This is a genomic window from Pseudomonas sp. PDM03, from assembly GCF_014852385.1.
Taxonomy (GTDB): Bacteria; Pseudomonadota; Gammaproteobacteria; order Pseudomonadales; family Pseudomonadaceae; genus Aquipseudomonas; species Aquipseudomonas migulae.
On sequence record NZ_JACVBM010000034.1, the window covers coordinates 1 to 26,999 of the forward strand.

Sequence of the window (26,999 nt, forward strand, 5' to 3'; positions counted from 1 at the left end):
GTCGCCGCACCGCTCGCTCCTACAGGTTCTGCGCCTGCCTTTGTAGGAGCGAGCGGTGCGGCGACCCGACTTGCCCGCGAAGGCGTCCGAGCGGGCGGCAGCTTAATCCCTGACACTCTGAGGTCAAGTACTCAAATACCGCCCGATCAACGCAATCCCGCTGGCCAGCACCAACCAGGTCACCAGCCGCACAAACGCCTCGCGGGACAATCGCATGGTCAACCGCCGGCCGACCCACAACCCCAGCGCCATGGCCGGCAACAAACACAGCGCCAGTACCAACAAGGGTAGCTCGGCATACACACCCGCGACAGCAAACAGGCTCAGGCGCACCACGGTGCTGCAACTGATCAGCGCACTCTGGGTCGCCCGCCCCGCGTCTTTCGGCAACCGACTGTTCAAATAGATCGCATATAAAAAGCCGCCACTGCCAAACAACGCCCCGAACATCCCGCCCACCGTGCCCATCGGCACTGCCCAGACGGCAGACAACTGCGTCGGCCGGGTTTTGACCCACAGGCTGTAAACCGCATAGACGCTGATAAACAGCCCCATCAACAGCAGCAACACGTCGGATTTCAGGTTCAGCAGAAAGATGACCCCCAGCGTGCAACCCACCGCCATGCACGGCAACAGCCGCAGCAACTCAGGCCTGGCCACATCCCGCCGCGAGGGCAGCAGATTGCCGAACGCCGCGACGAAATCCAGCAGCACCAGCAACGGCACGATCTTCGACAGCGGCATGAACACAATCAGAATCGGCCCCGCCACCAACGCAGTGCCGAACCCGGCGATGCCAAACACGATGTAAGCCAGGGCGATGGCCAGGCCGATCACCAGCCAATCCGTCGCGCCGAATGGCCATTGGTGTAACAACTCCAGCACGTTCATCTGCACGCCTTTATCAAATACCTGTGATGACTTTAGCCAGCGCCGAGCCTTGCGACTAATATCTTCAAAGCCGACCTCTCATCTCAAAAAGGCATGACTCGTGCTTTCAACCCGTCAATTGCGTTACTTCGTGGAAATCGCCGAGTGCGGCAGCTTCAGTGCAGCCGCTGAGCGTTTGTTTGTTGCGCAGTCAGCCTTGAGCCGGCAGATCAAGGACATGGAAACCCGCCTGCAAACCCCGCTGTTCGAACGCACGGCGCGCCAGCCGCGACTGACCGCCGCTGGCGAGGCGTTCTTGCCGCGCGCCAGAAACCTGCTGAACGAGCTGACCAAGGCCAGTGAAATGGCCACCCAAGTGGGCAACGGGCAACTGGGAACCTTGCGCCTGAGTCACTCCAGCACCGTGCCCATGAGTGGTCGCCTGCTACGGGGTATCAGTACTTATCTGGACCAGCAGGCCGGCGTGTCCATGGAGATCGTCAAGCTGTCTTCCGAAGCGCAACTTGAAGCGTTGGTCGACAATCGACTTGATGTCGGGCTGCTGCGCCTGCCGGTGTTGCGCCAACGTGAAGGCGTGCAGATTGTTCCTTTGTATAGCGAACGATTGCTGCTGGCCGTTCCACCCAATCATCGGCTGGTTGTGGATAAGTCCGCTCAGGGCATCGATCTGGCGCAGTTGAAGGATGAAGCCTTTATCTCCATCCCTCACCCGCAGCGCGGCGGTTTGAGTTATCTGTCCGCCGAGTTGTGTATGCGCCAGGGATTTTTCCCGAAGGCGGCGCGGGTGGTCTCGCGCAAAACCACGCAACTGCAATTGATCCAAGCCGGATTCGGCATCGCGCTGCTGCCGGAGTCGATGCAGGACATCGCGCCACCCGACATTCATTTCCTGCCCCTGGCCGACCCGGATTGCCACAGCACCGTCGCCCTCGCCTGCCGGCAGAATCCCACGGCGCTGATTCAACACTTCATAAATGTCTGCACAGACCATTGTGGGAGCGAGCCTGCTCGCGATAGCGGTTTAGCATTCAATAGCACTGTCGACTGACACACTGCCATCGCGAGCAGGCTCGCTCCTACAGGGGATCGTGCATTCGGTTGGAGAATGCCTTTATCATGCGCCCCATGATTAAAGATCCCTTTGCAAGACTCGGCCTGGACCGTGAAGTCCTGACTGTCAGCCAGCTCAACGGCCGCGCGCGGGTGTTGCTCGAAGACGTGTTCAGCAATATCTGGGTCGAAGGCGAAATCTCCAACCTCGCCCGCCCGGCGTCCGGCCACGTGTATTTCACCCTCAAGGACAGCGGCGCCCAAGTACGTTGCGCGCTGTTTCGGCAGAACGCGGCGCGGGTTCGTCAGGCGCTGAAGGATGGTCTGGCGGTCAAGGTGCGCGGCAAGGTTTCGCTGTTCGAAGGCCGTGGCGACTATCAGCTGATTCTCGACACCGTCGAGCCGGCCGGTGACGGTGCGCTGCGCCTGGCCTTCGATGCCTTGAAGGAAAAACTCAGCGCCGAAGGCCTGTTCAGCGCCGAGCGCAAAGTGCCGCTGCCGGCGCATCCGCAGCGCATCGGCATCATCAGTTCGCCGACCGGCGCAGTGATCCGCGACATCATCAGCGTGTTCCGCCGTCGCGCACCGCAGATCCAACTGACGCTGATCCCCACCGCCGTGCAGGGCCGCGAAGCGACGGCGCAAATTGTCCGCGCACTGAAACTGGCGGACGCCCGTGGTTTCGACGCATTGATCCTGGCCCGTGGCGGCGGCTCGCTGGAAGACCTCTGGTGTTTCAACGAAGAAGCCGTGGCCCGTGCCGTGGATGCATGCGTGACGCCGATTGTCAGCGCCGTCGGCCATGAAACCGATGTATCGATCAGTGATTTCGTGGCCGACGTTCGCGCCCCGACGCCGTCCGCCGCCGCTGAACTCCTGGCGCCGGATTCCAGCGACCTGGTGCGTCGGGTCGAAAGCCTGCACCGCCGCCTGGTGATGCGCATGCGTGACCGCCTGATGCGTGATCGCCTGCGCCTGGAAGGCATCTCTCGTCGCCTGCGCCATCCCGGTGAACGTCTGCGCCAACAGGCGCAACGTCTGGATGATCTGGACATGCGCATGCGCCGCGCCTTCGAGCGCAGCCTCAATACCCGTCGCGAACGGCTGATCCGCCTGGAAACCCGCCTCGCCGGACAACATCCGGGGCGGCAACTGGCGATGTTGCGTCAGCGCCTCGACAGCCTCGCCGAACGCCTGCCCCGGGCCATGCGCGAAGGGCTCAAGTCCCGTCGTCTGCAACTGCAAAGCCAGGTGCAGACCCTGCACGTGGTCAGCCCTTTGGCGACCCTCGGCCGTGGCTACAGCATTTTGCTCGACGAGCGCGGCAACGCGATCCGCAACGCCGCGCAAACCCACAACGGCCAGCGCCTGAAAGCCAAACTGGGTGAAGGCGAGCTGCAAGTGCGGGTCGAAGACAATCACCTGACGCCTGTCACCCTTTCTTTACTGGATTGATCCATGTCGCGTTTTTTAGCTCCACTGCTGATGCTGTGCCTGACCTTCAACGCCCACGCCGACAGCTACATCACCCGCCTGTTGAACAAACCGGTGCCGGGGGGCGTGGCGGTGGTGGATCTGGGCGCGGCGGCCCAGGCGCCAAAAGCCAGCTATCAGGGCAAACCGGTGCTGGTGGTCAAGGAACAGGACAATTGGCTGGCGATTGTCGGTGTGCCGTTGACCGTCAAACCGGGTGCCCAGTCCATCAGCAGCGGTGGCCGCAACCTGAGTTTCACCGTTGGCAACAAGAAGTATCCGGAACAGCGCATCACGTTGAAAAACACTCAACAGGTCAACCCGGACCCGGACAATCTCAAGCGCATCGAGCGCGAACTGGCCGAGCAGATTGCCGCGTACCGCACGTTCAGCCCGAATACGCCGAGCAATCTGCTGCTGGACAAACCGGTCAACGGCCCGCTGTCGAGCAAGTTCGGCGTGCGCCGTTTCTTCAACGGTGAAGAGCGCAATCCCCACTCTGGCCTGGATTTCGCCGTGGGCGCTGGCACGCCGATCAAGACCCCGGCAGCGGGCAAGGTGATTTTGATCGGTAACTACTTCTTTAACGGCAACACGGTGTTTGTCGACCATGGGCAGGGCTTTATCAGCATGTTCTGTCACATGTCGAAGATCGATGTGAAGGTGGGGCAGCAACTGGCTCGTGGTGGCGTGGTTGGCAAGGTCGGTTCGACCGGACGGGCGACCGGGCCGCACATGCACTGGAATGTCAGCCTGAATGATGCGCGGGTGGATCCGGCGATTTTCATTGGTGCGTTTCAACCTTAGATTTTCGGTGAGGTTGATGGCCTCATCGCGAGCAGGCTCGCTCCCACATTTACCGTGTTCACACCGAACAAATGTGGGAGCGAGCGGTGCGACGATTCGACTTGCTCGCGAAGGAGGTATCACTGACGCCGATTATTCCGCGTCCAGGTCCTCTATCCCATGGACCTCTCGATCCGCCAGGCAGTGTTTGACCCACTCCTGCGTCTCCGCTGAAAACCAGCTCAACTCCTCTGCCGTGATCAATTCCCGCGCGCACAACCCAAGCAGGTGCGATCGGGCTTCATGACGCGAAAACCTGAAAACACCAAACGCCCAGTACAGCTCCTTTTGCCCGGCTTTCAGCAGCTCCTCGCTGGCATCTATTCGTTCGTAGGGCGCGTTGCTCTTATCCAGCAACGTTTTTTCGACATCCGACAAAATCCGCTCGCACATCCGCTCATGTGCCACCGGCCGTAACACGCAATACTGCTTCCAGTCAGACTCGTTCATCGCCGACTCCTGAATGCCAGTCGAGGCTTTAAGAATAGCCCGACTGTCAGCGCCCGGTGCTCAAACCATCAATTGCGCATCGCTTGAAGCTCGCGCAAAAAACCAAACAATCACGGGGACTCACAGCAATAAAATCTCGATAAATACGCGCTAGCGAGTATTCCTCTCAATTTTTTTCGACTGCTTGCCATCCTTCACCCTCGCGGTTAGGGTTGAAGACATGAAAACCTCTCACACCCTCATTCAGCTTCGCCAGCACCGCAGCCTGTGCCTCGTCAGCGCACGACTGCCGGGCTGAATCGCGACGCCTCGTTTTACGCTTTTCCCCAAGAACTTTTGATCCACCGGCAGGCCGCCTTTTTTCGGCCCACACAATAAGGATTTCCCGATGAGCATGCTCAAAGACCCGTCTTCGAAATACCGCGCGTTCCCGACCATCGACATTCCGGACCGCACCTGGCCGTCGAAGACCATCACCGCCGCGCCGATCTGGTGCAGCTCCGACCTGCGCGACGGCAACCAGTCGCTGATCGAGCCGATGGACGCGGTCAAGAAGCTGCGTTTCTGGAAAACCCTCGTACAGGTTGGCGTGAAAGAAATCGAAGCGTCCTTCCCGGCTGCGTCGCAAACCGACTTCGACTTCGTGCGTACCCTGATCGAAGGCAACCACATCCCGGACGACACCACCATTCAGGTGCTGACCCAGGGCCGTGAAGACCTGATCGAGCGCACCTTCGAATCCCTGCGCGGGGCGAAGAAAGCCATCGTTCACCTGTACAACGCGACCTCCCCTTCCTTCCGCCGCATTGTCTTCAACCAGGACAAGGACGGGATCAAGGCCATCGCCGTGAACGCCGCCAAGCTGTTCGTCAAATACGCTGCCCAGCAGCCAGACACGCAGTGGACCTTCGAATACTCGCCGGAAACCTTCAGCGCCACCGAGCTGGAATTCGCCAAGGAAGTCTGCGACGCGGTCATCGAAGTCTGGAACCCGACGCCTGAGCACAAGGTGATCCTCAACCTGCCGGCCACCGTCGAATGCGCGACCCCGAACATCTATGCCGACCAGATCGAATGGTTCGGCCGCCACATCAACCGTCGTGACAGCGTGATCATCAGCCTGCACACCCACAACGACCGTGGCACCGGCGTGGCCGCCACCGAACTGGGCCTGATGGCGGGTGCGGACCGTGTCGAAGGCTGCCTGTTCGGCAACGGCGAGCGTACCGGTAACGTCGACCTGGTCACCGTGGCACTGAACCTCTACACCCAGGGCATCCACCCTGAGCTCGATTTCTCGGACATCGACGGCGTGCGCAAAGTCGTCGAAGAATGCAACCAGATCCAGGTGCACCCGCGTCACCCGTACGTCGGCGACCTGGTTCACACCGCGTTCTCCGGCTCCCACCAGGATGCCATCCGCAAGGGCTTCGCCCAGCAAAAACCGGACGCCCTGTGGGAAGTGCCGTACTTGCCGATCGACCCGGCCGACATCGGCCGCAGCTACGAGGCGGTGATCCGCGTCAACAGCCAGTCGGGCAAGGGCGGTATCGCTTACCTGCTGGAACAGGAATACGGCATCAGCTTGCCGCGTCGCATGCAGATCGAGTTCAGCCAGGTCGTACAGCGTGAAACCGATCGCCTGGGCCTCGAAATGACCGCCCAGCAGATCCACGCGTTGCTGCACAGCGAGTATTTGCAGGCCAACACCCCGTACGCGCTGGTCAGCCATCGCCTGCAGGAAGAAAACGGTCACAGCGCCGTGGAAGTGGAAGTCTCCGGCAAGGGCCAGGGCGAAACCAACCTGCACTGGCGCGGCAAAGGCAACGGCGCGCTGGAAGCGCTGGTGGCCGGTCTGCCGATTCCGGTGGAGATCATGGATTACAACGAACACGCAATCGGTGCGGGCACCAACGCCAAGGCCGCGGCCTACATTGAACTGCGTGTGGAAGGCCAACGTGCGGTGCACGGTGTGGGCATCGATGAAAACATCACCACCGCCAGCTTCAAGGCCCTGTTCAGCGCGCTGAACCGCTCGTTGAGCCAGCCGGAAGCGAAAGCGGCGTAAGCCTTCGCTACAATGCAAAAGGCCCCGGGGTGTGAACCTCGGGGCCTTTTTGTTTGCCTGCAATATTTATGTTGTCTGTCCCGGCCCCATCGCCAGCAAGCCGGCTCCTACAGTTGACCGAGTTGTTCTGACCGACGCGGTCCTCTGTAGGAGCCGGCTTGCTGGCGATGGGGTCCTGTCAGGCAGCGAAAATTTCAGGTGAACTCGAACGTATCCGCATCCAGATTCGCCGGAAACCGCGTGCGATAAGCCGCCAGTTCCGCTGCATCCAGAACAACCTGAAACACCCCGTCCGCCTCACCGGCGCTGAGCAATGTCTCGCCCTGAAAATCCAGGACCTGACTGTCGCCGGTGTACGCAAAGCCTTTCCCGTCAGTGCCGATGCGATTCACCGCCGCCACGTAGCACAGGTTTTCGATTGCCCGCGCCGGCAGCAAACGGTTCCAGTGTTGGCGCCGCGCACCCGGCCAGTTGGCGGTGTACAGCAACAGGTCTGTGTCCTGGGCATCGCGGCTCCACACCGGGAAACGCAGGTCGTAGCAAATCAGCGGTCGGACGCGCCAGCCTTTGAGCTCGAACTGCACCTGACGCTCGCCCGGCGTGTAGTGATTGTGCTCGCCGGCCATACGGAACAAGTGGCGCTTGTCGTAATGCCAGACTTCGCCGTCCGGTCGCGCCCACAACAGGCGATTGCGATGGCTGCCGTCAGCGGCCTGAACGATGATGCTGCCGGTGATCACCGCATCGAGTTTTGCCGCCTGGACGCGCAACCATTTGCTGGTGGGACCGTTTTCCGCCTCGGCAAGCGTCTCGGACTCCATGGAAAAACCGGTGGTGAACATCTCCGGCAGGATGATCAGGTCCGCGCCGCGAGCCTGCTCCAGCAGTTGCTCGAAATGCTCCAGATTTGCCTGGCGGTCGTGCCAGGCCAGGGTTGTCTGGATCAGCGCGATGGTCAGATTCGGCAATGCACTCAGATCACGCATAGTTTTGCCGCTGCTTCACGCAGGGTCTCCTCGCGTTTGGCGAAGCACAGGCGCACCAGGCGCTGGCCTTCGGGTGGCGTCTGGTAGAACACCGAGATCGGGATGCTCGCCACGCCGTGTTCGCGGGTCATCCACAGCGCCATCTCGACGTCGTTGAGGTCGGGACGGATCTGCGAGTAATCGACCAACTGGAAATAGGTGCCGGTGACGCGGGTGAAACTGAAACGCGATGGTGTCAGCAAATCGCAGAACAGATCGCGCTTGGCCTGGTAGAAGCCCGGCAGTTCTTCAATGTGTTCCGGGTGTTCGGCCATGAAGTCGGCCAAGGCGTATTGCAACGGCGTCACACCACAGAAACTGACGTACTGGTGCACCTTGCGCAGCTCCGCCGTGAGGGCCGGCGGTGCGACCACGTAGCCGGTTTTCCAGCCGGTGACGTGATAGGTCTTGCCGAACGAGCTGACCACGAAGGCGCGCTGATACAGCTCTTGGTGATTCAGCACGCTGACGTGAGGCACACCGTCAAATACCAGGTGTTCGTAGACTTCGTCGCTGACGAGGTAGATGTCGCGATCACGGATCAGATCCGCCAACTGATCGAGCTCGGCACGGCTGATTAACGCGCCGCTTGGGTTGTGCGGGCTGTTCAGCACAATCATCCGCGTGCGCGGGGTGATGGCATCAGCCAGTTTCTGGAAATCGATGGAGAAATCATTCAGCCCGAGTTGCACATGCACGCAACGACCACCGGCCAACTCCACCGACGGCTCGTAACTGTCGTAGCACGGATCAAACACGATCACTTCGTCGCCGCTGTGGATAACCGCCTGAATGGCACAGAAGATCGCCTGGGTGGCACCGGGCGTGATGGTCACTTCGTTGTCGGCATCGACATTGACGCCGTAACTGCGAGCGATCTTCGCCGCCACTTGCTGACGCAGGGCCGGCAGGCCGGTCATTGGCGAATACTGGTTGTGGCCATTGGCAATGTGCCGACCGACCGCATCGCACAAGGCTTGCGGGGCATCGAAATCGGGAAAACCCTGTGACAGGTTGATCGCCCCGGTTTGCGCCGCGAGCTGAGACATCTGCGTGAAGATAGTGATGCCGACATTCGGCAGCTTACTGGTGATCATCGGTGATTCCCTGCTCTACACCCGGCTCTAACGGCGGCGCGGGAGAGCCCGAGGATAGCCAAACGGCGCCCATAAAAAAAGGGCACTCTGGTGAGTACCCTTTTTACTGCCGAACCCTGTAGGAGCCGGCTTGCTGGCGATAGTATCACCACGGTGTTTCAGATAAACCGCGTTGATGCCATCGCCAGCAAGCCGGCTCCTACAGCGGCGTCAGCGCTTGTCGCGGCGCTTCTTGTCGGCCTTCTTGTGGTGCGACATCAAGCGACGCTTCTTGTTGACCTGACGGTCAGTGAGCGAGTTCTTGTTGCCTTCGTACGGGTTCTCGCCGCCCTTGAACTCGATGCGGATCGGCGTACCGACCAGCTTCAAGACGCGACGATAAGTGTTTTCCAGGTAACGCACGTAAGACTTCGGCACCTTCTCGATCTGGTTACCGTGAATCACGATGATCGGCGGGTTGGCACCACCCAAGTGCGCATAACGCAGCTTGATCCGGCGGTTGTTGACCATCGGTGGCGCGTGCTCGCCAACCGCATCTTCCAGGATCTGGGTCAGGCGGTTGGTCGGCCAGCGGGTGACCGCGGACTTGAACGAGTTCTGTACGGAAGCGTAGAGGTTGCCCACGCCCGTGCCGTGCAGCGCCGAGATGAAGTGGATGTCTGCGTAGTCAACGAAGAACAGTCGACGTTGCAGCTCGACCTTCACGAAGTCCCGCTCGCTCGGCGTCATGCCGTCCCACTTGTTGATCGCGATAACCAGCGCACGACCCGACTCAATGGCGAAGCCCAGCAGGTTGAGGTCGTGGTCCACCACGCCTTCGCGGGCGTCCATCACGAAGATCACCACGTTGGCGTCTTTGATCGCTTGCAGGGTTTTGACCACGGAGAATTTTTCGACTTCTTCGTGGATCTTGCCGCGCTTGCGCACACCGGCGGTGTCGATCAGCGTGTACTTCTCGTCGTTACGCTCGAACGGGATGTAGATACTGTCGCGGGTAGTGCCGGGTTGGTCATACACGATGACCCGGTCTTCACCGAGCATGCGGTTGACCAGGGTCGACTTGCCGACGTTCGGGCGGCCGATGATGGCGATCTTGATCCCGTCTTTTTCGCTTGGGCCAGGAATGCGCTTGGCTTCCTCGCCTTCGGCAACGTCCTCTTCCTCGCCTTCTTCCAGCTCTTCTTCGTCTTTCGGGAAGTCGCTCAGGGCGATTTCCAGCATCTGGGTGATGCCACGACCATGAGCACCGGCGATCGGGATCGCGTGGCCCATGCCCAACGGGGCGAATTCGGCGCGGGCCATTTCAGGGTCGATATTGTCGACCTTGTTGGCAACCACGTACGAACGCTTGTTACGTTTGCGCAAATGCTCGGCGATCATCTGGTCGGCGGCGGTGAAACCGGCCTTGGCATCTACCAGGAACAGAACGACATCGGCTTCTTCAATGGCCAGCAGCGACTGCTCGGCCATTTTTTCGTCCATACCGTGCTCGTCACCGGAGATACCGCCGGTGTCGACCAGAATGTAGGAACGCCCTTGCCACTTGGCCTCACCGTATTGGCGATCACGGGTCAGACCGGACAAGTCGCCGACGATGGCGTCGCGAGTCCTGGTCAGGCGGTTGAACAAGGTGGACTTGCCGACGTTCGGTCGGCCCACCAGGGCGATTACGGGAACCATGCGGCTCTCCACTTCGTTATTTCAGAAAATACAAAAGCCGCTGCGAGGCAGCGGCTGGTGCTCGGGGCAGCGTTTGAGAACGCTGCGAGCCCCGCAGAACGGGGCCGCTTGGGGGTTAACCCCAAGCATAGTCAAAACATTACTTGATGGTCAGGGCTTCCAGTTTGCCGCTGTTGCCATACAGATAAATCGTGTCACCCACCACCAGCGGACGGGCACGCAGGCCGTCGCTGTCGATGCGTTCGCGGCCGACAAAACGACCGTCCACCTGGCTCAACAGGTGCACATAGCCTTCCATGTCACCGACTGCAACATAGCTGGAGAACACTTCTGGAGCCGACAGTTGACGGCGAGCCAGCGAGTCGTTGCTCCACAAGGCTGTGGTGGAACGCTCGTCAACGCCTTCAACGGTGCCCGAAGCCAGGCTCACGTACACAGTGCCGAAGCCCTGCGCAACGCCGGCATAGCTGGAAGCATCACGCTGCCAGAGCTGACGACCGCTTTCCAGGTCCAGTGCCGCAACGCGACCCTGATAGCTGGCGACGTACAAGGTACCGCCGGACAGCAGCAGACCACCGTCGATATCGACAACGCGCTCCAGTTCCGAACGACCTTGTGGGATCGCAACCCGCTGTTCCCACACCGGCACGCCGTTGGAGATATCGAGCGCAACCACTTTACCGGTCGACAGCCCAGCCACCGCGAGGCGGTTGGTCACGATCGGCGCACTGGTGCCACGCAGGGTCAGGACCGCAGGCGTGCTGTCATACAACCAGCGCTGGTTGCCGGTGGAGGCATCCAGACCGATCAGACGGTCATCCTGAGTCTGAACGACCACCACGTCACCGTTGTTGGCCGGCGGCGCGAGAACTTCGCTGGACACGCGAGCGCGCCATTTCTCTTCACCGTTGGTGGCGTCCATCGCAACGATTTCGCCCTTGGTCGTACCGATCACGAGCAGGCCATAACCTACGCCAACGGCGCCGGAAACAGGCAGTTCGAGGTCTTTCTTCCATTTGACGTCGCCATTGCTGCGATCCATCGCCATCACCACGCCAGTGACGTCGGCGGCATAGATGGTATCGCCATCGATCGCCGGAACCAGCATGTTGTAGGTTTCGCCCTGACCGTCACCGATCGAACGACTCCACTGCTTTTGCAGGACCACTTCTTCTTTGAAGTCGACCAGCTCGGCAGGCGGCAATTCTTTTTTGCTGTTGCTGCTGCAACCCGCGGCCAAAACGGCCAGAGCCAGCAATGCTGCATGTTTCCAACGGATCACGTCACGCATCCCCTTTGGCCAGATCGTCCAACTTGATTTGTAGGCCACCGACTGCCGCTTCATCCGACAGTGCCGCCTTGGCTTTTTGATACGCAGCGTGCGCTTCGTCGGTACGACCCAACTGCACCAGCAGGTCGCCCTTGAGTTCTTCGCGGGTGGCGAGGAATGCTTTATCGGCATCGCCTTCGAGCAGTTTCAGGGCTTCATCGACCTTGTTCTGCGCGGCCAGTACCTGCGCCAGGCGCTGACGGGCGATTTCGCCCAGTGCCGGGTTGGCCGGTTTGGCAACGATGGCTTTCAGCTCGGTGGCAGCGTCATCCAGCTTGCCGCTGTCGACCGCGACTTTCGCCACGAACAGGCTGCCGTATTGCGCGTAGGCGCTGCCGCCAAATTCGCTGTTGAGCTTGCCGGCCAGGTCCGAAACACGGGCGGCATCAGGCTTGCCGCTGGGCGTCAGCGTGGTTTCGAGCAATTGCTGATAGAGCATCGAGGCGCCTTGCGACTGATTGCTCTGATACTTTTGAAAGGCCTGCCAGCCGAACACGATGACCAGCGCCAACAGGCCGCCAGTGACCAGGGGCTTGCCGTTGCGTGTCCACCAGTCCTTCAAATCCGCCAGCTGTTCGTCTTCGGTACTCGACACCCCAATACTCCTTAATCGCTAAATCGGCTGTTTATGACAGCTTCAACCCTGCACGACGCAGGTGGCCAGGTGTGCAGCAAGCGCATCCCAGGCAATGCTTTGTTGTTCGCCCTGGCCACGCAGGGGTTTGAAACCTACCACTTGCTGGGCCATTTCGTCGTCACCGAGGATCAGCGCGTACAGCGCACCGCTCTTGTCGGCCTTCTTGAATTGACTTTTGAAGCTGCCGGCGCCGGCATTGATCTGCAGACGCAGGTTGGGCAACTGATCGCGCACCTTCTCGCTCAACGTCAGGGCCGCCAGTTCGGCAGCCTCGCCGAATGCGCAGAGATAGACGTCGACCTGACGGGAGATCTCTTCCGGGATCTGCTCCAGGGTTTCAAGCAGCAGCACCAGGCGCTCGATGCCCATGGCGAAACCAACGCCCGGGGTCGGCTTGCCGCCCATCTGTTCCACCAGACCGTCGTAGCGGCCGCCGGCACACACGGTGCCTTGAGCGCCCAACTTGTCGGTGACCCACTCGAAAACCGTCTTGCTGTAGTAATCCAGCCCGCGTACCAGCTTCGGGTTGATCACGTAAGGAATACCGGCGGCGTCCAGGCGAGCCTTGAGGCCCTCGAAGTGCACGCGGGATTCGTCGTCGAGGTAGTCGGCCATTTTCGGCGCGTCGACCAGGATCGCTTGAGTGTCGGCGTTCTTGGTGTCCAGAACACGCAACGGGTTGGTCTTCAGACGACGCTGGCTGTCTTCGTCGAGCTTGTCCAGGTGAGCGGACAGGAACTCGACCAGCGCTTCGCGATAACGACCACGGGATTCGCTGGTGCCCAGGCTGTTGAGTTCGAGCTTGACCACATCACGGATGCCCAGCTCGCCCCACAGGCGCCAGGTCAGCACGATCAGCTCGGCGTCGATGTCCGGACCGTCGAGGTTGAACACTTCGACACCGATCTGGTGGAACTGGCGATAACGGCCTTTCTGCGGACGTTCGTGGCGGAACATCGGGCCGATGTACCAGAGTTTCTGCACCTGGCCGCCGCCAGTGATGCCGTGCTCGAGCACCGCACGCACGCAAGCCGCCGTGCCTTCAGGGCGCAGGGTCAGCGAATCACCGTTGCGGTCTTCGAAGGTGTACATCTCTTTTTCGACGATGTCGGTCACTTCACCGATCGAGCGCTTGAACAGCTCGGTGAACTCGACGATCGGCATGCGGATCTGCTTGTAACCGTAGTTATCCAGCAGACGCGAAACGGTGCCCTCGAAATGACGCCACAGGGGAGTCTGTTCGGGCAGGATGTCGTTCATGCCACGAATGGCTTGCAGAGACTTGCTCACTTTAAATCCTTAAATTCGTTCGATCAGCCGCGAGCGATTACAGCTGCGTCAGCTTCGACCTTCTCGGCCGCTTTCTGGCGGATCAAGCGTTCAAGCTCATCCACCAGATTGTCATTCGTCAGTTTCTGCGACGGCTTGCCGTCGATGTAAATCAGGTTTGGCGTGCCGCCGGTCAAGCCGATATGGGCTTCCTTGGCTTCGCCCGGCCCGTTGACCACGCAACCAATGACCGCGACATCCAGCGGAACCAGCAGATCTTCGAGGCGCCCTTCCAGCTCGTTCATGGTTTTGACCACATCGAAGTTCTGCCGCGAGCAGCTCGGGCAGGCGATGAAGTTGATGCCACGGGAACGCAGGTGCAGGGATTTGAGAATGTCGTAGCCGACTTTCACTTCCTCGACCGGGTCGGCCGCCAACGAGATGCGGATAGTATCGCCAATCCCTTCGGCGAGCAGCATACCGAGGCCCACGGCGGATTTCACTGTGCCTGAACGCAAACCACCGGCTTCGGTGATGCCCAAGTGCAGCGGCTGGACGATTTCCTTGGCCAGCAAGCGGTAAGCGGCGACGGCCATGAACACGTCGGAGGCTTTCACGCTGACCTTGAAGTCCTGGAAGTTCAGGCGCTCAAGGTGCTCGACGTGACGCAGGGCAGATTCGACCAGCGCGGCCGGGGTCGGCTCGCCGTATTTCTTTTGCAGGTCTTTTTCCAGGGAACCGGCGTTGACGCCGATGCGGATCGGAATCCCGCGATCACGGGCGGCATCGACCACCGCACGCACGCGGTCTTCACGACCGATGTTGCCCGGGTTGATCCGCAGGCAATCAACGCCCAGTTCGGCTACGCGCAAAGCGATCTTGTAGTCGAAGTGGATGTCGGCCACCAACGGCACTTTGACCAGTTGCTTGATCTTGCCGAAGGCTTCGGCGGCGTCCATGTCCGGCACGGAAACCCGCACGATATCGACGCCAGCGGCTTCCAGACGATTGATCTGGGCGACGGTGGCGGCAACGTCATTGGTGTCGCTGTTGGTCATGCTCTGCACAGCGATGGGCGCATCGCCGCCAACAGGCACGTTACCGACCCAGATTTTCCGGGATTCGCGACGCTTGATTGGAGATTCGCCGTGCATGACTTATTGACCCAACTTCAGGCGAGCAGTCTCGCCACTGGTGAATGGAGCGACATCAACCACCTGACCGTTGTAGCTGACCTGCGCGCCACGGGCGAAGCCCAGACGCACGGCAAACGGCGGCTTACCACTGAGGGAAACGGTTTCGCCTTTGCGCTTGAGACCACTGAGCAGCACTTTGCCAGTGCCGTCGGTGACTTGTGTCCAGCAATCAGCGGTGAATTGCAGTTGAACCTGGCCTTGGCCGGCAACCGGAGCAGCCGGAGCAGCCGCTGCCGGAGCAGGAATGGTCGGCGTTACCGAGGCGGTTGCAGGCGGGGTCGACACAACCGGAGCCGTCGGGGCCGCAGGCGCGACAACTGGCGCGGTGCTGTGCGCCGGGGCAACGGGTGCCGGAGCAGCCGGCGCGGTGTTATGTGTCGGTGCAACTGGCGCCGGGGCAGCCGGTGCGACCACAGGCACAGCGGGCTCAGCTTCAGCCGGCGCTTCAGTCGAAGTCTCGGCTTGCGGCAATGCGAGAACAGTCGAGCCTTCAGCCTGACCTTCCGCGACAGCCTGGTCTTCCGGCTCGTCCAGCGGATGGATCTGGGTGGTGCCGTCGGCGCCTTCGACTTCAACGTGCTCCGGGCTCAGGCTGATCAGGTCCTTGGTGCGCAATGAGGTTTGATCCTGCCACCAGATGAAACCGCCGCCGATCACCGCGATCAGCAACAACAGGCTGACGATTCGCAAGATAGTGTGGGAAACCCGAACCGGCTCTTCGATGCGACCCAGGCTGTGGACGTTGGCGCCCTGGGAGTCGGTACCGGTGGACTGGTCGAATTGCTGAACCAGAACAGTCTGGTCCATGCCGAGCAATTTGGCGTAGGCGCGAATATAACCGCGGGCAAAGGTATGCCCCGGCAGCTTGTCGAATGCGCCGGCTTCCAGATTACTCAGGGAATTAACGGTGAGGTTGAGCTTGAGGGCCACTTCGGCCAGCGACCAGCCATTGCTTTCGCGGGCCTGGCGCAAAGTTTCACCGGGGTTAACGCGATTCGCTGCTACAACTTCGGGATGCGCCGCTTTCATCATTGCTCCGACAGGTATTGCTGATATTCCGGCGTACCGGGATAGAGTCGTTTTAGTTGCAGGCCATAACTGGCTGCCTTGTCGCGATCTTCGAACACTTTTGCCAGCCGAACGCCGAGCAATAGACTACGTGCATTTTGCTCGGTGAGCAGGCTAAAACGGTCGTAATAGTCACGCGCGGGCACATAATGCCTGTCTTCGTAAGACAACTCAGCCATTTCCAGCAATGCACGGGGTTGCTGACGGTTCAAACGCAAAGCTTTTTCCAGCTGCTGCTGGGCCAGATCACGCTGGCCAAGCCTGGAAGCGGTCATGCCCAGGTTCTCGAACACTCGCGAACGCTCAGGATACAGGGTATCGGCAGCGGCTTGCTCGAAGCGCTCGTAAGCCTCTTTGTAACGTTTCTGTTCGAAAAGAAAACTGCCGTAATTATTCAGGATACGGGCATCGTTGGGGCGGGAAGAAAGCGCCTTGCGAAAGTGCTCATCCGCCAGCTCCGGCTCCATCTCGGCCTGAAACACCAGAGCCAAAGCGGCATTGGCGTCAGGATCCGAACCGTCCAGTTCCAAGGCCTTTTTCAGCGGGACCTTGGCGCGCTCGGTCATGCCCTGCTGCAAATAGCCCAAGCCCAGTTGCACGTAGGCAACTCGCGCTTCATCGCGGCCCTTGCTGGTCTTCATCGGATTGAAATCGCCCGACAGGACGCAGCCAGTACAAAGACTGGCCAACAGCACAAGCAGCGCAAAGCGCAGGGACATAGAGATCCTCTCTTGAATTATTTCGCAGCGTTCGAAGCCATATCGTTGTCGGCGCTCAACTCGCGCACGGCGATATAACGTTCACTGCGACGGGTGCGATCCAGCACCTGCCCTACCAATTGGCCACACGCGGCATCGATGTCTTCACCGCGGGTGGTGCGTACGGTGACATTGAAACCTGCATGGTGAAGCTGATCCTGGAAACGACGAATCGCATTGTTGCTCGGACGCTCGTAACCGGAATGCGGGAACGGGTTGAACGGAATCAGGTTGATCTTGCACGGGATGTTCTTGAGCAGCTCGATCATCTCAACGGCATGTTCAACCTTGTCGTTGATGTCCTTGAGCAAGGTGTACTCGATGGTCAGCACGCGTTTTTCGCCCAGGGACGACATGTAGCGCTGGCACGACTCGAGCAGCATCTTAAGCGGATATTTCTTGTTGATCGGCACCAATTGGTTACGCAATGCGTCATTCGGTGCGTGCAGGGACAACGCCAGGGAGACGTCGATGTGCTTGGACAGCTCATCGATCATCGGCACCACGCCGGAGGTCGACAGGGTCACACGGCGCTTGGAAATGCCGTAACCCAGGTCGTCCATCATCAGATGCATGGCCGCAACGACGTTGTCGAAGTTCAGCAGCGGCTCGCCCATGCCCATCATCACCACGTTGGTGATGGCACGGTCGGCGGTCGCCGGGATGCTGCCGAACGATTTATTGGCAATCCACACCTGGCCGATAACTTCGGCGGCGGTGAGGTTGCTGTTGAAACCTTGCTTGCCGGTGGAGCAGAAACTGCAATCCAGGGCACAGCCTGCCTGGGACGAAACGCACAGAGTGCCGCGTTTGCCCTGGGGAATGTAAACGGTCTCGACGCAGCTGCCGGACGCCACGCGCACCACCCACTTACGGGTGCCGTCGGTGGAAATGTCCTCGCTGACGACTTCGGGACCACGAACTTCGGCAATGGCCTTGAGCTTGTCGCGCAGGGCCTTGCTGACGTTCGTCATGGCGTCGAAATCATCGACGCCAAGGTGGTGAATCCATTTCATTACCTGACCGGCACGGAAACGCTTCTCCCCGATTGAGTCGAAGAATTTTTCCATTTCCTGTTGAGTCAGACCCAGCAGGTTGGTTTTTACAGTCGATGTAGTCATGGATTCACCTTCACTCTTAAGCCAATGCTTAGCGAGTGGTTACTTCAGTAGCTGCGAAGAAGTACGAGATTTCGCGAGCAGCAGCGGCTTCGGAGTCCGAACCGTGTACAGCGTTGGCGTCGATGGAATCAGCGAAGTCAGCACGGATGGTGCCGGCAGCAGCTTCTTTAGGGTTGGTAGCGCCCATCAGCTCACGGTTCAGAGCGATAGCGTTTTCGCCTTCCAGAACCTGAACAACAACAGGACCGGAGATCATGAAAGCAACCAGGTCGCCGAAGAAACCACGAGCGCTGTGCTCAGCGTAGAAGCCTTCAGCTTCGGCTTTGGACAGTTGCTTCAGTTTCGAAGCTACAACGCGCAGGCCTGCTTTTTCGAAACGAGTGGTGATCTCGCCGATGACGTTTTTTGCAACAGCGTCAGGCTTGATGATGGAGAAAGTACGTTGAACAGCCATGGTGTAACTCCAGAAACGGTAATTTGTGAAAAATTAAACCCGCGAATTATACGCGGGTTCTTGGGTATTGCCTAACCTGCAGCGTGGCTCAGTCGCGTTCTTCGATCCAGTGGGCCTGAATGGCCTCGAGGATCTTTTCGCCACAATGCTCAGGCAGGTCGTCGAACTCGGGCAATTCCATCACCCACTTGCGCAGATCGACGAAGTTGACCGACAAAGGGTCAACATCGGGCTTGCTTTCAGCCAGCTGGATTGCGATTTCCAGCACATCAGTCCACTTGAGACTCATGACAGTTCCTTGAATCAATGCGGCGCTTCGGCGGCGTGGTTGAGCGAGTATTTCGGAATCTCGACAGTCAGGTCTTCAGTCCCAACGATCGCCTGACAGCCTAGACGCGATTGCGCTTCCAGACCCCAGGCCCGATCAAGAAAGTCTTCTTCCAGCTCATCCGCTTCTTCCAGCGAGTCAAAACCTTCGCGGATGATGCAGTGGCAGGTGGTGCAAGCGCAGACGCCACCGCAGGCACTTTCCATTTCGATGTGGTGTTCATGGGCCAGCTCAAGAATGGAGATGCCAGGCTCAGCCTCGACAACCATGCCCTCCGGGCAAAACTTCTCGTGGGGCAGAAAAATGACCTGCGGCATCAGTTATCCTCGATTTCATTCAGATTGCGCCCCGCCAGCGCGGCTTTCACCGTCGAGTCCAGACGGCGGGCAGCAAAGGCGTCGGTGACTTGCGACAGACGCTTGGTCTGCTGCTCAATGGCGTAACCATCGGCACCTTTCATCAGTTCGGTCAGTTCCTGCATCTGCAATTCGATGACCATGCGCTCCTCGGCGTCGAGCAAACGCTCGCCGTCGGCTTCGAGAGCGGCTTGCACCGCTTCGATCAGGCGCTGGGCATCGACCTGCTGCTCACGCAGCACACGGGCGACCTTGTCGTCGTTGGCGTGCTGGAACGAATCCTTGAGCATCTTGGCGATTTCGCCGTCAGTCAGGCCGTAGGACGGCTTGACCTGAATGCTTGCTTCAACACCCGAACCCAACTCACGGGCCGAGACACTGAGCAGACCGTCGGCGTCGACCTGGAAGGTCACGCGGATCTTCGCCGCACCGGCGACCATCGCAGGAATGCCGCGCAATTCGAAGCGTGCCAGGGAACGGCAATCGCTGATCAGCTCACGCTCACCCTGCAACACGTGGATCGCCATGGCCGACTGGCCATCTTTGTACGTGGTGAAATCCTGGGCACGAGCGACGGGAATGGTGGTATTGCGCGGAATCACCTTCTCCATCAGGCCGCCCATGGTTTCCAGCCCCAGGGACAACGGAATCACGTCGAGCAACAGCAGTTCGCCGCCATCGCGCTTGTTGCCGGCCAGCGTATCAGCCTGGATCGCGGCACCGATGGCCACCACTTGATCCGGGTCGATCTCAGTCAGCGGCTGGCGACCAAAGGCTTCAGCGACGGCTTCACGAACGCGAGGCACACGCGTCGAACCGCCAACCATAACCACCGCGTGCACGTCTTCCAGCTCGACGCCGGAATCACGCACCGCGCGACGGCAGGCTTTCAGGCTGCGGGCAACCATCGGCTCGATCAGCGCATTGAAGGCTTCGCGGGTCAGCTCGGCTTTCCAGTCGCCATAAGCGACTTCAACGGCCGCAACATTGGTCAGCGCTTCCTTGGCCGCGCAGGCAGTTTGCAGCAGGTTACGTTGCGCACCCGGATCGAGATCGGCGGACAAACCGGCGCTCTCGATGATCCAGCCGGCAATCGCATGGTCGAAGTCATCGCCGCCCAGGGCGCTGTCGCCACCGGTAGCCAGCACTTCGAACACACCGCCGGTCAGGCGCAGAATCGAAATATCGAAGGTGCCGCCGCCCAGGTCATAAATCGCGACCAGGCCTTCAGCGTGTTGATCCAGACCGTAAGCCACGGCAGCGGCGGTCGGCTCATTGAGCAAACGCAGCACGTTGAGGCCGGCCAGTTTGGCCGCATCCTTGGTGGCTTGACGCTGAGCATCGTCGAAATAGGCCGGAACGGTGATCACCGCACCCACCAGCTCGCCACCCAATGTCGCTTCAGCGCGCTGACGCAATACCTTGAGGATATCGGCGGAGACTTCGACCGGGCTTTTCGGCCCCTGAATGGTTTCGATGAACGGCATGTGCGACTCGCCGCCGACAAAGCGGTACGGCAGTTGCTCGCCCAATTGCTTGACGTCGGACAGACCACGACCCATCAGGCGCTTGACCGACAGCACGGTGTTCAACGGATCGGTAGCGGCAGCCAGCTTGGCCGACTCGCCCACTTCGACGCGATCGGCGTGGTAACGCACGGCGGACGGCAGGATGACCTGCCCGTCAGCGTCAGCCAGAGGCTCGGAAAGACCACTGCGCAATGCAGCGACCAGCGAATTGGTAGTGCCCAAGTCGATCCCCACAGCCAGACGACGCTGGTGCGGTTGAGGACTTTGGCCGGGTTCGGCGATCTGCAGTAGGGCCATCGTGATCAGGACTTATCTGTATATCAGGCGTGCGACCGGAGCGGCACTGGGTTAATCGTCGAGGCGCTCTTCTAACTGGCGCACTTCGTAGGTGAGCTTGTCGAGGAACTGCATGCGCCGCATCAGGCGTTCGGCCTGTTCACGTTGCGCTGCATCATTCCAACAGGCTGCGAAACTGTCGTTCAGTTTTTCCTGAGCAACTTTCAAACGACGCTTGAAGACGGCAACGCCATTCAGGTCGGCGCTGTCCTGCAGGTCTTCGAGCTCTTCGCGCAACTCCATCTGTTGCAGAAGAAACTCCGGATCATGCACCGTGACCTCCAGCGGCAGCTCGCCACCATTCAGGGCGAGCAGGTATCGCGCGCGCTTCGGGGGACTTTTGAGCGTCTGGTAGGCCTCGTTGAGGCTCGCGGATTGCTCTAGCGCCAGCCGTTGCTCGCGCTCGGAAGCGTCCGCAAAACGGTCCGGATGAACACTGCGCGCCAACTCACGGTAGCGCGTAGCCAGCTGGTCGAGGTCCAGATTGAAACTCGGTTGCAGCTCAAATAAAGCGAAATGACAAGGAGTACCCACAAGAAGCCTCAGATGTTGAAGCTTTCGCCGCAGCCACATTCACCGCGTACGTTGGGGTTGTTGAACTTGAAGCCTTCGTTCAACCCTTCCTTGACGAAATCGAGCTCGGTGCCGTCCAGGTAGGCCAGGCTTTTCGGGTCGATGATCACTTTCTCGCCGTGACTTTCGAACACCTGATCCTCGGCAACCACCTCGTCGACAAACTCCAGCACGTAGGCAAGGCCGGAGCAGCCCGTGGTGCGAACACCCAGACGAATCCCTTCACCTTTGCCGCGCCCGTCGAGGGAGCGTCGCACGTGTCGAGCAGCCGCTTCTGTCATGCTGATAGCCATCGGTGACTCCTTACTCGTCGCAAAATCTTGAAAATCAGATCAAGCCTTTCTTCTGCTTGTAGTCGCGAACGGCCGCTTTGATAGCGTCTTCAGCGAGTACGGAGCAGTGAATTTTCACCGGCGGCAGAGCCAGTTCTTCGGCCAGTTGAGTGTTCTTGATGGTCTCTGCTTCATCCAGAGTCTTGCCTTTCATCCACTCGGTCGCCAGGGAGCTGGAGGCGATAGCCGAACCGCAACCGTAGGTCTTGAACTTGGCGTCTTCGATGATGCCTTGCTCGTTGACCTTGATTTGCAGGCGCATCACGTCGCCGCACGCCGGAGCGCCGACCATGCCGGTGCCGACATCAGGGTCTTCCGCGTCCATCTTGCCGACGTTACGCGGGTTTTCGTAGTGGTCGATGACCTTTTCGCTGTAAGCCATGATTCTTAATCCTCACTCATCAGAGAGTCGCTCTTGAAGCCCTGCCTACCTTAAGTTTACAGGGCCTGGTTTGCGGCGACTTGAAATCAGTGTGCCGCCCACTCGATTTTCGAAATGTCGACACCGTCTTTGTACATGTCCCACAGCGGCGACAAAGCGCGCAGCTTGGTAACGGCCTCGCAGACTTTCTGCGCGGCGTAGTCGATTTCTTCTTCGGTAGTGAAACGGCCGAAGGTGAAGCGAATCGAGCTGTGTGCCAGTTCGTCGTTGCGGCCCAGGGCGCGCAGCACGTACGAAGGCTCCAGCGAAGCCGAGGTGCAAGCCGAACCGGACGAAACAGCCAGATCCTTGAGCGCCATGATCAGCGACTCGCCTTCAACGTAGTTGAAGCTCAGGTTCAGGTTGTGCGGAACGCGGGCGGTCATGCTGCCGTTGACGTACAGCTCTTCCAGGTCTTCGACCTGCTTGAAGAAACGGTCGCTCAAGGCTTTGATGCGCACGTTCTCGGCAGCCATGTCTTCCTTGGCTACACGGAAAGCTTCACCCATGCCGACGATCTGGTGGGTCGCCAGGGTGCCGGAACGCATGCCGCGCTCGTGACCGCCGCCGTGCATGGTCGCTTCGATGCGCACACGCGGCTTGCGGCTGACGTACAGCGCGCCGATGCCTTTAGGGCCGTAGGTTTTGTGGGCGGAGAACGACATCATGTCGACTTTCAGCTTCTGCAGGTCGATCTCGACCTTGCCGGTGGACTGAGCAGCGTCGACGTGGAACAGGATCCCTTTGGAGCGGGTCAGTTCGCCGATGGCTGCGATGTCGTTGATGGTGCCGATTTCGTTGTTCACGTGCATGACCGAAACCAGGATGGTGTCGTCACGCAGTTCAGCTTCGATCATTTCCGGCGTAACCAGACCGTCAGTGCGAGGCTCGATGTAGGTCACTTCGAAGCCTTCACGCTCCAGTTGGCGCATGGTGTCGAGGACAGCCTTGTGCTCAATCTTGGTGGTGATCAGGTGTTTGCCCTTGGTCGCATAGAAATGCGCCGCACCCTTGATTGCCAGGTTGTCGGACTCGGTGGCACCGGAGGTCCAGACGATTTCACGCGGATCGGCGTTGACCAGGTCTGCGACCTGACGACGGGCGTTTTCGACGGACTCTTCAGCTTTCCAGCCGAACACGTGGGAACGGGACGCCGGGTTACCGAAGTTTCCGTCGACCAGCAGGCATTCACTCATCTTTTGCGCAACACGCGGATCAACCGGGGTGGTCGCAGAGTAATCAAGGTAAATCGGCAATTTCATGGACTATCTCCTAAATCAGGCTGGCTGGCGTGCCGCTAGCTCTTTGGCTGTCATTCGACGGCGGACGCTTCAATCTTGTCCAGGCGTGGCGTCTTGCTGTTGCAACGACGCTGGTCCTGACGCTGGGCTACTTCTTGTACCTCACGGCGAGTAACAAGATCAGCCAAGCTGATACCGCTCAGAAATTCGTGGATCTGCAGGCTCAGGTCGCACCACAGGTGGTGGGTCAGACAGGTGTCGCCTTGATGGCAATCGCCCTGCCCCTGGCACTTGGTGGCATCGACCGATTCGTTTACCGCATCGATCACCTGGGCGACCTGGATGCCCTGCATGTCGCGGGACAGTTGGTAACCGCCGCCCGGACCACGGACGCTGGACACCAGATTGCTGCGGCGCAATTTGGCGAAAAGCTGTTCGAGGTAGGACAGGGAGATGCCTTGGCGCTCGGAGATATCGGCCAGGGACACGGGCCCGTGCTGCGCATGCAACGCCAGATCAAGCATGGCGGTCACGGCGTATCGGCCTTTTGTAGTCAGTCGCATGGACAATTACCACGGAGTTCGGAATGGGGCGAGTATGCAATTCCCGAGTATTTAAGTCAACTATAAGACCTAGTACTTTAGTCAGGTTTACCCGCAAAAGAGCGGCCGCATCATAACAAAGGCTGGGCGGTTACAGCCAGCAATTGCGCGTTATCGTTCTTCGCGGGCAAGTCGGATCGCCGCCCGCTCCTACAGGATTAACGAAACCCTTGCAGGAGCGAGCGGGCGGCGATCCGACTTGCCCGCGAAGGGGTCGACTCGGTCTAGCTGGCCTGACTCTGATCCTTGTCCTTTACACACGCAAAGTCTTCTTCGCGCAGCTCAGGCAGATCTTTCGCACAGTAATTACTGCCCAGGTCCTTCAGCGCGCCGCACATCCCCTCCAGACGACCATCGACCGCCTGCAGGTGATCGAGCAATTGATTAATGGCACGCGCCACCGGGTCCGGCATGTCTTCGCCAACACCGTAGGTATCAAAACCGATCTTCTCGGCCATGGCCTTGCGCTTGGCGTCCTGCTCTTCATCGGATTTGACGATGATCCGCCCTGGAATGCCGACCACTGTCGCGCCGGGCGGCACAGCCTTGGTCACCACGGCATTGGAACCGACCTTGGCGCCAGCACCCACAGTGAACGGGCCGAGCACCTTGGCACCAGCCCCCACCACCACACCGTCTTCCAGTGTCGGGTGACGCTTGCCTTTATTCCAGCTGGTGCCGCCCAGCGTCACACCCTGATAAAGGGTGACGTCGTTGCCAATTTCAGCAGTTTCACCGATGACAATACCCATGCCATGATCAATGAAGAACCGACGACCGACCTTGGCGCCCGGATGGATCTCGATCCCGGTCAACCAGCGACCGAAGTTCGACACCAGCCGCGCCAGCCATTTCAGCTCGGCGCGCCACAAGGCTGCCGACAACCGGTGGATCCAGATGGCGTGCATGCCCGGGTAGCAAGTCAGGACTTCAAAAGCGTTACGCGCCGCCGGGTCACGATGGAAAACACTCTGGATATCTTCACGCAAACGCTCGAACATCATTAATCCTTCCGCTTTAGAAGCTCACCACGGGCCGCTTTCTGGGTTTCCGTGAGGATGCCACGCAATATATTCATTTCCGCCCGGCTGACCGAGCTTCGTCCGTACAGCCGACGCAGGCGCGCCATCAAGTGCCGTGGCTTTTCAGGATCGAGGAACTCGATGACCACCAGGGTTTGCTCCAGGTGTTCATAGAATCGCTCCAGCTCATCCATGGTCGCCAGCTCAGCGCTTTTGACCGACGCCACTTCTTCCTTCTCGACCTTGCTCGGCTGGCCTTGGGCCGCGAGCCAGGACATGCGCACTTCATAGCTCAACACCTGCACCGCCGCCCCAAGGTTCAGCGAACTGAACTCAGGGTCTGATGGGATGTGCACGTGATAATGACATCGCTGCAGCTCTTCATTGGTCAGGCCGGAATCTTCACGACCAAACACCAAGGCAATTTCGGCGCCCTGCCCGGCTTCCTCGACCACTTTCGTCCCGCATTCGCGGGGATCGAGCAGCGGCCAGGGAATGCGCCGGTCACGGGCGCTGGTGCCGAGCACCAGATTGCAGCCGACCAAGGCATCTTCCAAAGTGGCGACGACTTGCGCGTTTTCAAGGATGTCCCCGGCGCCGGATGCACGGGCATCAGCCTCGTGGTGCGGGAACAACCGTGGTTCGACCAGCACCAGCCGCGACAGGCCCATGTTCTTCATGGCACGCGCAGCCCCGCCGATATTGCCGGGGTGGCTGGTATTGACCAGGACGACACGAATGTTTTGCAGCACGGGAGGCGTTCTCGAACACAATAATCGGGAGCCGAATCTTACAGTTCATCCTACCGTTAAGCTATGAAAGCGAACACCGACCTTCACCTGTAGAAAAGTTCTGATAGAATGCCCGGCTTTCTTTAACAACCTTAGGTGACACATCCATGCAGCCCATGCTGAATATCGCGCTGCGCGCCGCCCGCAGCGCCAGTGAATTGATCTTCCGCTCCATCGAGCGCCTGGATACCATCAAGGTCGACGAAAAAGACGCCAAGGATTACGTATCCGAGGTGGATCGCGCCGCTGAACAGAAAATCATCGACGCGCTGCGCAAGGCTTACCCGAACCACTCGATCATGGGTGAAGAAACCGGCATGCACGCCGGCACCGGGATCGAAGGCGAAGAATACCTGTGGATCATCGATCCGCTGGACGGCACCACCAACTTCCTGCGCGGCATTCCTCACTTCGCTGTCAGCATCGCCTGCAAATACCGCGGCCGCCTGGAACACGCTGTTGTTCTGGACCCGGTTCGCCAGGAAGAATTCACCGCCAGCCGTGGTCGCGGCGCTCAACTGAACGGTCGTCGCCTACGCGTCAGCGGCCGCACCAGCCTGGACGGCGCCCTGCTGGGTACCGGCTTCCCGTTCCGTGACGACCAGATGGACAATCTCGACAACTACCTGGGCATGTTCCGCGCCCTGGTTGGCCAGACCGCCGGTATCCGCCGCGCTGGCTCGGCGAGCCTGGACCTGGCCTACGTGGCTGCCGGCCGTTTCGACGCTTTCTGGGAGTCGGGCCTGTCCGAGTGGGACATGGCTGCAGGTGCCCTGCTGATCCAGGAAGCTGGTGGTTTGGTGAGCGACTTCACCGGCGGTCACGATTTCCTTGAGAAAGGCCACATCGTTGCCGGCAACACCAAGTGCTTCAAGGCAGTGCTGACGGCGATCCAGCCGCACCTGCCGGCCTCGCTGAAGCGCTAAGCTTCCAGTGACAGAAAAAGCACCCTTCGGGGTGCTTTTTTTTATGCCTGAAATTCGCCCACAAGAACACCGCATATCCCCTGTAGGAGCCGGCTTGCTGGCGATAGCGGTGCAACAGTCGACATCAAT

At 59.7% G+C, this 26,999-nt stretch carries 28 protein-coding genes; 5 read left to right on the plus strand and 23 right to left on the minus strand.

What is annotated here, in order from left to right; all coding sequences use genetic code 11:
* Positions 1-123 precede the first annotated feature (123 nt).
* Positions 124-891 (minus strand): sulfite exporter TauE/SafE family protein, encoded by a 768-nt coding sequence (locus IB254_RS28545; protein WP_192420766.1) that lies wholly within the window; start codon positions 889-891, stop codon positions 124-126.
* Between the two features lie 100 nt (positions 892-991).
* Between IB254_RS28545 and IB254_RS28550 the strand changes: the two genes are divergently transcribed.
* From IB254_RS28550 to IB254_RS28560, 3 genes are all read left to right on the plus strand, one after another.
* A complete protein-coding gene (locus IB254_RS28550) occupies positions 992-1,939 on the plus strand; it encodes a LysR family transcriptional regulator (protein WP_192420768.1) in 948 nt (315 codons plus the stop codon).
* Between the two features lie 77 nt (positions 1,940-2,016).
* Positions 2,017-3,396, plus strand: coding sequence for an exodeoxyribonuclease VII large subunit (gene xseA / locus IB254_RS28555; protein ID WP_032832722.1), 1,380 nt, complete (start codon positions 2,017-2,019; stop codon positions 3,394-3,396).
* Positions 3,397-3,399: 3 nt separating this feature from the next.
* Positions 3,400-4,221, plus strand: coding sequence for a M23 family metallopeptidase (locus IB254_RS28560; RefSeq protein ID WP_192420770.1), 822 nt, complete (start codon positions 3,400-3,402; stop codon positions 4,219-4,221).
* A gap of 132 nt (positions 4,222-4,353) precedes the next feature.
* Here IB254_RS28560 and IB254_RS28565 read toward each other — a convergent pair whose 3' ends face one another.
* On the minus strand, positions 4,354-4,710 hold the full coding sequence (locus tag IB254_RS28565; protein ID WP_192420772.1) for a hypothetical protein: 357 nt from the start codon (positions 4,708-4,710) through the stop codon (positions 4,354-4,356).
* Between the two features lie 388 nt (positions 4,711-5,098).
* Between IB254_RS28565 and leuA the strand changes: the two genes are divergently transcribed.
* Complete coding sequence (leuA, locus tag IB254_RS28570; RefSeq protein WP_008025530.1) at positions 5,099-6,778, plus strand: 2-isopropylmalate synthase; 1,680 nt, start codon at positions 5,099-5,101, stop codon at positions 6,776-6,778.
* A 194-nt stretch (positions 6,779-6,972) separates the two neighbouring features.
* Here the strand turns inward: leuA and IB254_RS28575 are convergent, their stop codons facing one another.
* The 21 genes from IB254_RS28575 to trmJ all read right to left on the minus strand — a co-directional run bounded on the left by IB254_RS28575 (position 6,973) and on the right by trmJ (position 25,905).
* Positions 6,973-7,764, minus strand: coding sequence for an amidohydrolase (locus IB254_RS28575; RefSeq protein WP_192228441.1), 792 nt, complete (start codon positions 7,762-7,764; stop codon positions 6,973-6,975).
* Positions 7,752-8,900, minus strand: a complete 1,149-nt coding sequence (locus IB254_RS28580; protein ID WP_192420774.1) for a pyridoxal phosphate-dependent aminotransferase — start codon at positions 8,898-8,900, stop codon at positions 7,752-7,754. The genes IB254_RS28575 and IB254_RS28580 overlap by 13 nt, the downstream gene beginning before the upstream one ends.
* A 210-nt stretch (positions 8,901-9,110) precedes the next feature.
* Complete coding sequence (gene der, locus IB254_RS28585; protein ID WP_008025521.1) at positions 9,111-10,580, minus strand: ribosome biogenesis GTPase Der; 1,470 nt, start codon at positions 10,578-10,580, stop codon at positions 9,111-9,113.
* A 139-nt stretch (positions 10,581-10,719) separates the two neighbouring features.
* Complete coding sequence (gene bamB / locus IB254_RS28590) at positions 10,720-11,871, minus strand: outer membrane protein assembly factor BamB (RefSeq protein ID WP_032828591.1); 1,152 nt, start codon at positions 11,869-11,871, stop codon at positions 10,720-10,722.
* Positions 11,864-12,505 (minus strand): tetratricopeptide repeat protein, encoded by a 642-nt coding sequence (locus IB254_RS28595; protein WP_008025516.1) that lies wholly within the window; start codon positions 12,503-12,505, stop codon positions 11,864-11,866. Before IB254_RS28595 ends, bamB begins: the two co-directional genes overlap by 8 nt.
* Before the next feature lie 42 nt (positions 12,506-12,547).
* Positions 12,548-13,837 (minus strand): histidine--tRNA ligase, encoded by a 1,290-nt coding sequence (gene hisS / locus IB254_RS28600; protein ID WP_192420776.1) that lies wholly within the window; start codon positions 13,835-13,837, stop codon positions 12,548-12,550.
* A 23-nt stretch (positions 13,838-13,860) separates the two neighbouring features.
* Entirely contained in the window at positions 13,861-14,970 is a 1,110-nt protein-coding gene (ispG, locus tag IB254_RS28605) for a flavodoxin-dependent (E)-4-hydroxy-3-methylbut-2-enyl-diphosphate synthase (RefSeq protein WP_007903603.1), read from the minus strand.
* A 3-nt stretch (positions 14,971-14,973) separates the two neighbouring features.
* Positions 14,974-16,041, minus strand: a complete 1,068-nt coding sequence (locus tag IB254_RS28610; protein WP_192420778.1) for a helix-turn-helix domain-containing protein — start codon at positions 16,039-16,041, stop codon at positions 14,974-14,976.
* Positions 16,041-16,799: a type IV pilus biogenesis/stability protein PilW gene (gene pilW, locus IB254_RS28615; RefSeq protein ID WP_192420780.1), complete on the minus strand. Its 759-nt coding sequence runs from the start codon at positions 16,797-16,799 to the stop codon at positions 16,041-16,043. Before pilW ends, IB254_RS28610 begins: the two co-directional genes overlap by 1 nt.
* A gap of 17 nt (positions 16,800-16,816) precedes the next feature.
* Positions 16,817-17,959 carry a 23S rRNA (adenine(2503)-C(2))-methyltransferase RlmN gene (rlmN, locus tag IB254_RS28620; protein WP_008025507.1) on the minus strand — a complete coding sequence of 381 codons (1,143 nt, stop codon included), beginning with the start codon at positions 17,957-17,959 and terminating at the stop codon, positions 16,817-16,819.
* 28 nt (positions 17,960-17,987) lie between these two features.
* Positions 17,988-18,413, minus strand: a complete 426-nt coding sequence (gene ndk / locus IB254_RS28625; RefSeq protein ID WP_007916882.1) for a nucleoside-diphosphate kinase — start codon at positions 18,411-18,413, stop codon at positions 17,988-17,990.
* An 88-nt stretch (positions 18,414-18,501) separates the two neighbouring features.
* The gene (gene iscX, locus IB254_RS28630; RefSeq protein ID WP_008025505.1) at positions 18,502-18,702 is read right to left on the minus strand and encodes a Fe-S cluster assembly protein IscX; all 201 of its coding nucleotides are present in this window, start codon (positions 18,700-18,702) and stop codon (positions 18,502-18,504) included.
* A 14-nt stretch (positions 18,703-18,716) separates the two neighbouring features.
* Entirely contained in the window at positions 18,717-19,058 is a 342-nt protein-coding gene (fdx, locus tag IB254_RS28635; RefSeq protein WP_008014719.1) for an ISC system 2Fe-2S type ferredoxin, read from the minus strand.
* Positions 19,058-20,923 (minus strand): Fe-S protein assembly chaperone HscA, encoded by a 1,866-nt coding sequence (gene hscA, locus IB254_RS28640; protein ID WP_008025501.1) that lies wholly within the window; start codon positions 20,921-20,923, stop codon positions 19,058-19,060. The genes fdx and hscA overlap by 1 nt, the downstream gene beginning before the upstream one ends.
* Positions 20,924-20,974: 51 nt before the next feature.
* Entirely contained in the window at positions 20,975-21,496 is a 522-nt protein-coding gene (gene hscB, locus IB254_RS28645; RefSeq protein WP_008025499.1) for a co-chaperone HscB, read from the minus strand.
* An 8-nt stretch (positions 21,497-21,504) separates the two neighbouring features.
* The gene (gene iscA, locus IB254_RS28650) at positions 21,505-21,828 is read right to left on the minus strand and encodes an iron-sulfur cluster assembly protein IscA (protein WP_003227904.1); all 324 of its coding nucleotides are present in this window, start codon (positions 21,826-21,828) and stop codon (positions 21,505-21,507) included.
* A 34-nt stretch (positions 21,829-21,862) separates the two neighbouring features.
* Complete coding sequence (iscU, locus tag IB254_RS28655; protein ID WP_003443374.1) at positions 21,863-22,249, minus strand: Fe-S cluster assembly scaffold IscU; 387 nt, start codon at positions 22,247-22,249, stop codon at positions 21,863-21,865.
* A gap of 86 nt (positions 22,250-22,335) precedes the next feature.
* A complete protein-coding gene (locus IB254_RS28660; protein WP_008025496.1) occupies positions 22,336-23,550 on the minus strand; it encodes an IscS subfamily cysteine desulfurase in 1,215 nt (404 codons plus the stop codon).
* Positions 23,551-23,600: 50 nt separating this feature from the next.
* Positions 23,601-24,092 (minus strand): Fe-S cluster assembly transcriptional regulator IscR, encoded by a 492-nt coding sequence (gene iscR, locus IB254_RS28665; RefSeq protein ID WP_008042436.1) that lies wholly within the window; start codon positions 24,090-24,092, stop codon positions 23,601-23,603.
* Positions 24,093-24,355: 263 nt separating this feature from the next.
* A complete protein-coding gene (gene cysE, locus IB254_RS28670; RefSeq protein ID WP_192420781.1) occupies positions 24,356-25,132 on the minus strand; it encodes a serine O-acetyltransferase in 777 nt (258 codons plus the stop codon).
* Positions 25,133-25,134: 2 nt separating this feature from the next.
* Positions 25,135-25,905, minus strand: a complete 771-nt coding sequence (gene trmJ / locus IB254_RS28675) for a tRNA (cytosine(32)/uridine(32)-2'-O)-methyltransferase TrmJ (RefSeq protein ID WP_192420783.1) — start codon at positions 25,903-25,905, stop codon at positions 25,135-25,137.
* A 146-nt stretch (positions 25,906-26,051) separates the two neighbouring features.
* Between trmJ and suhB the strand changes: the two genes are divergently transcribed.
* Positions 26,052-26,870: an inositol-phosphate phosphatase gene (gene suhB / locus IB254_RS28680; RefSeq protein WP_008014726.1), complete on the plus strand. Its 819-nt coding sequence runs from the start codon at positions 26,052-26,054 to the stop codon at positions 26,868-26,870.
* Positions 26,871-26,999: the final 129 nt, after the last annotated feature.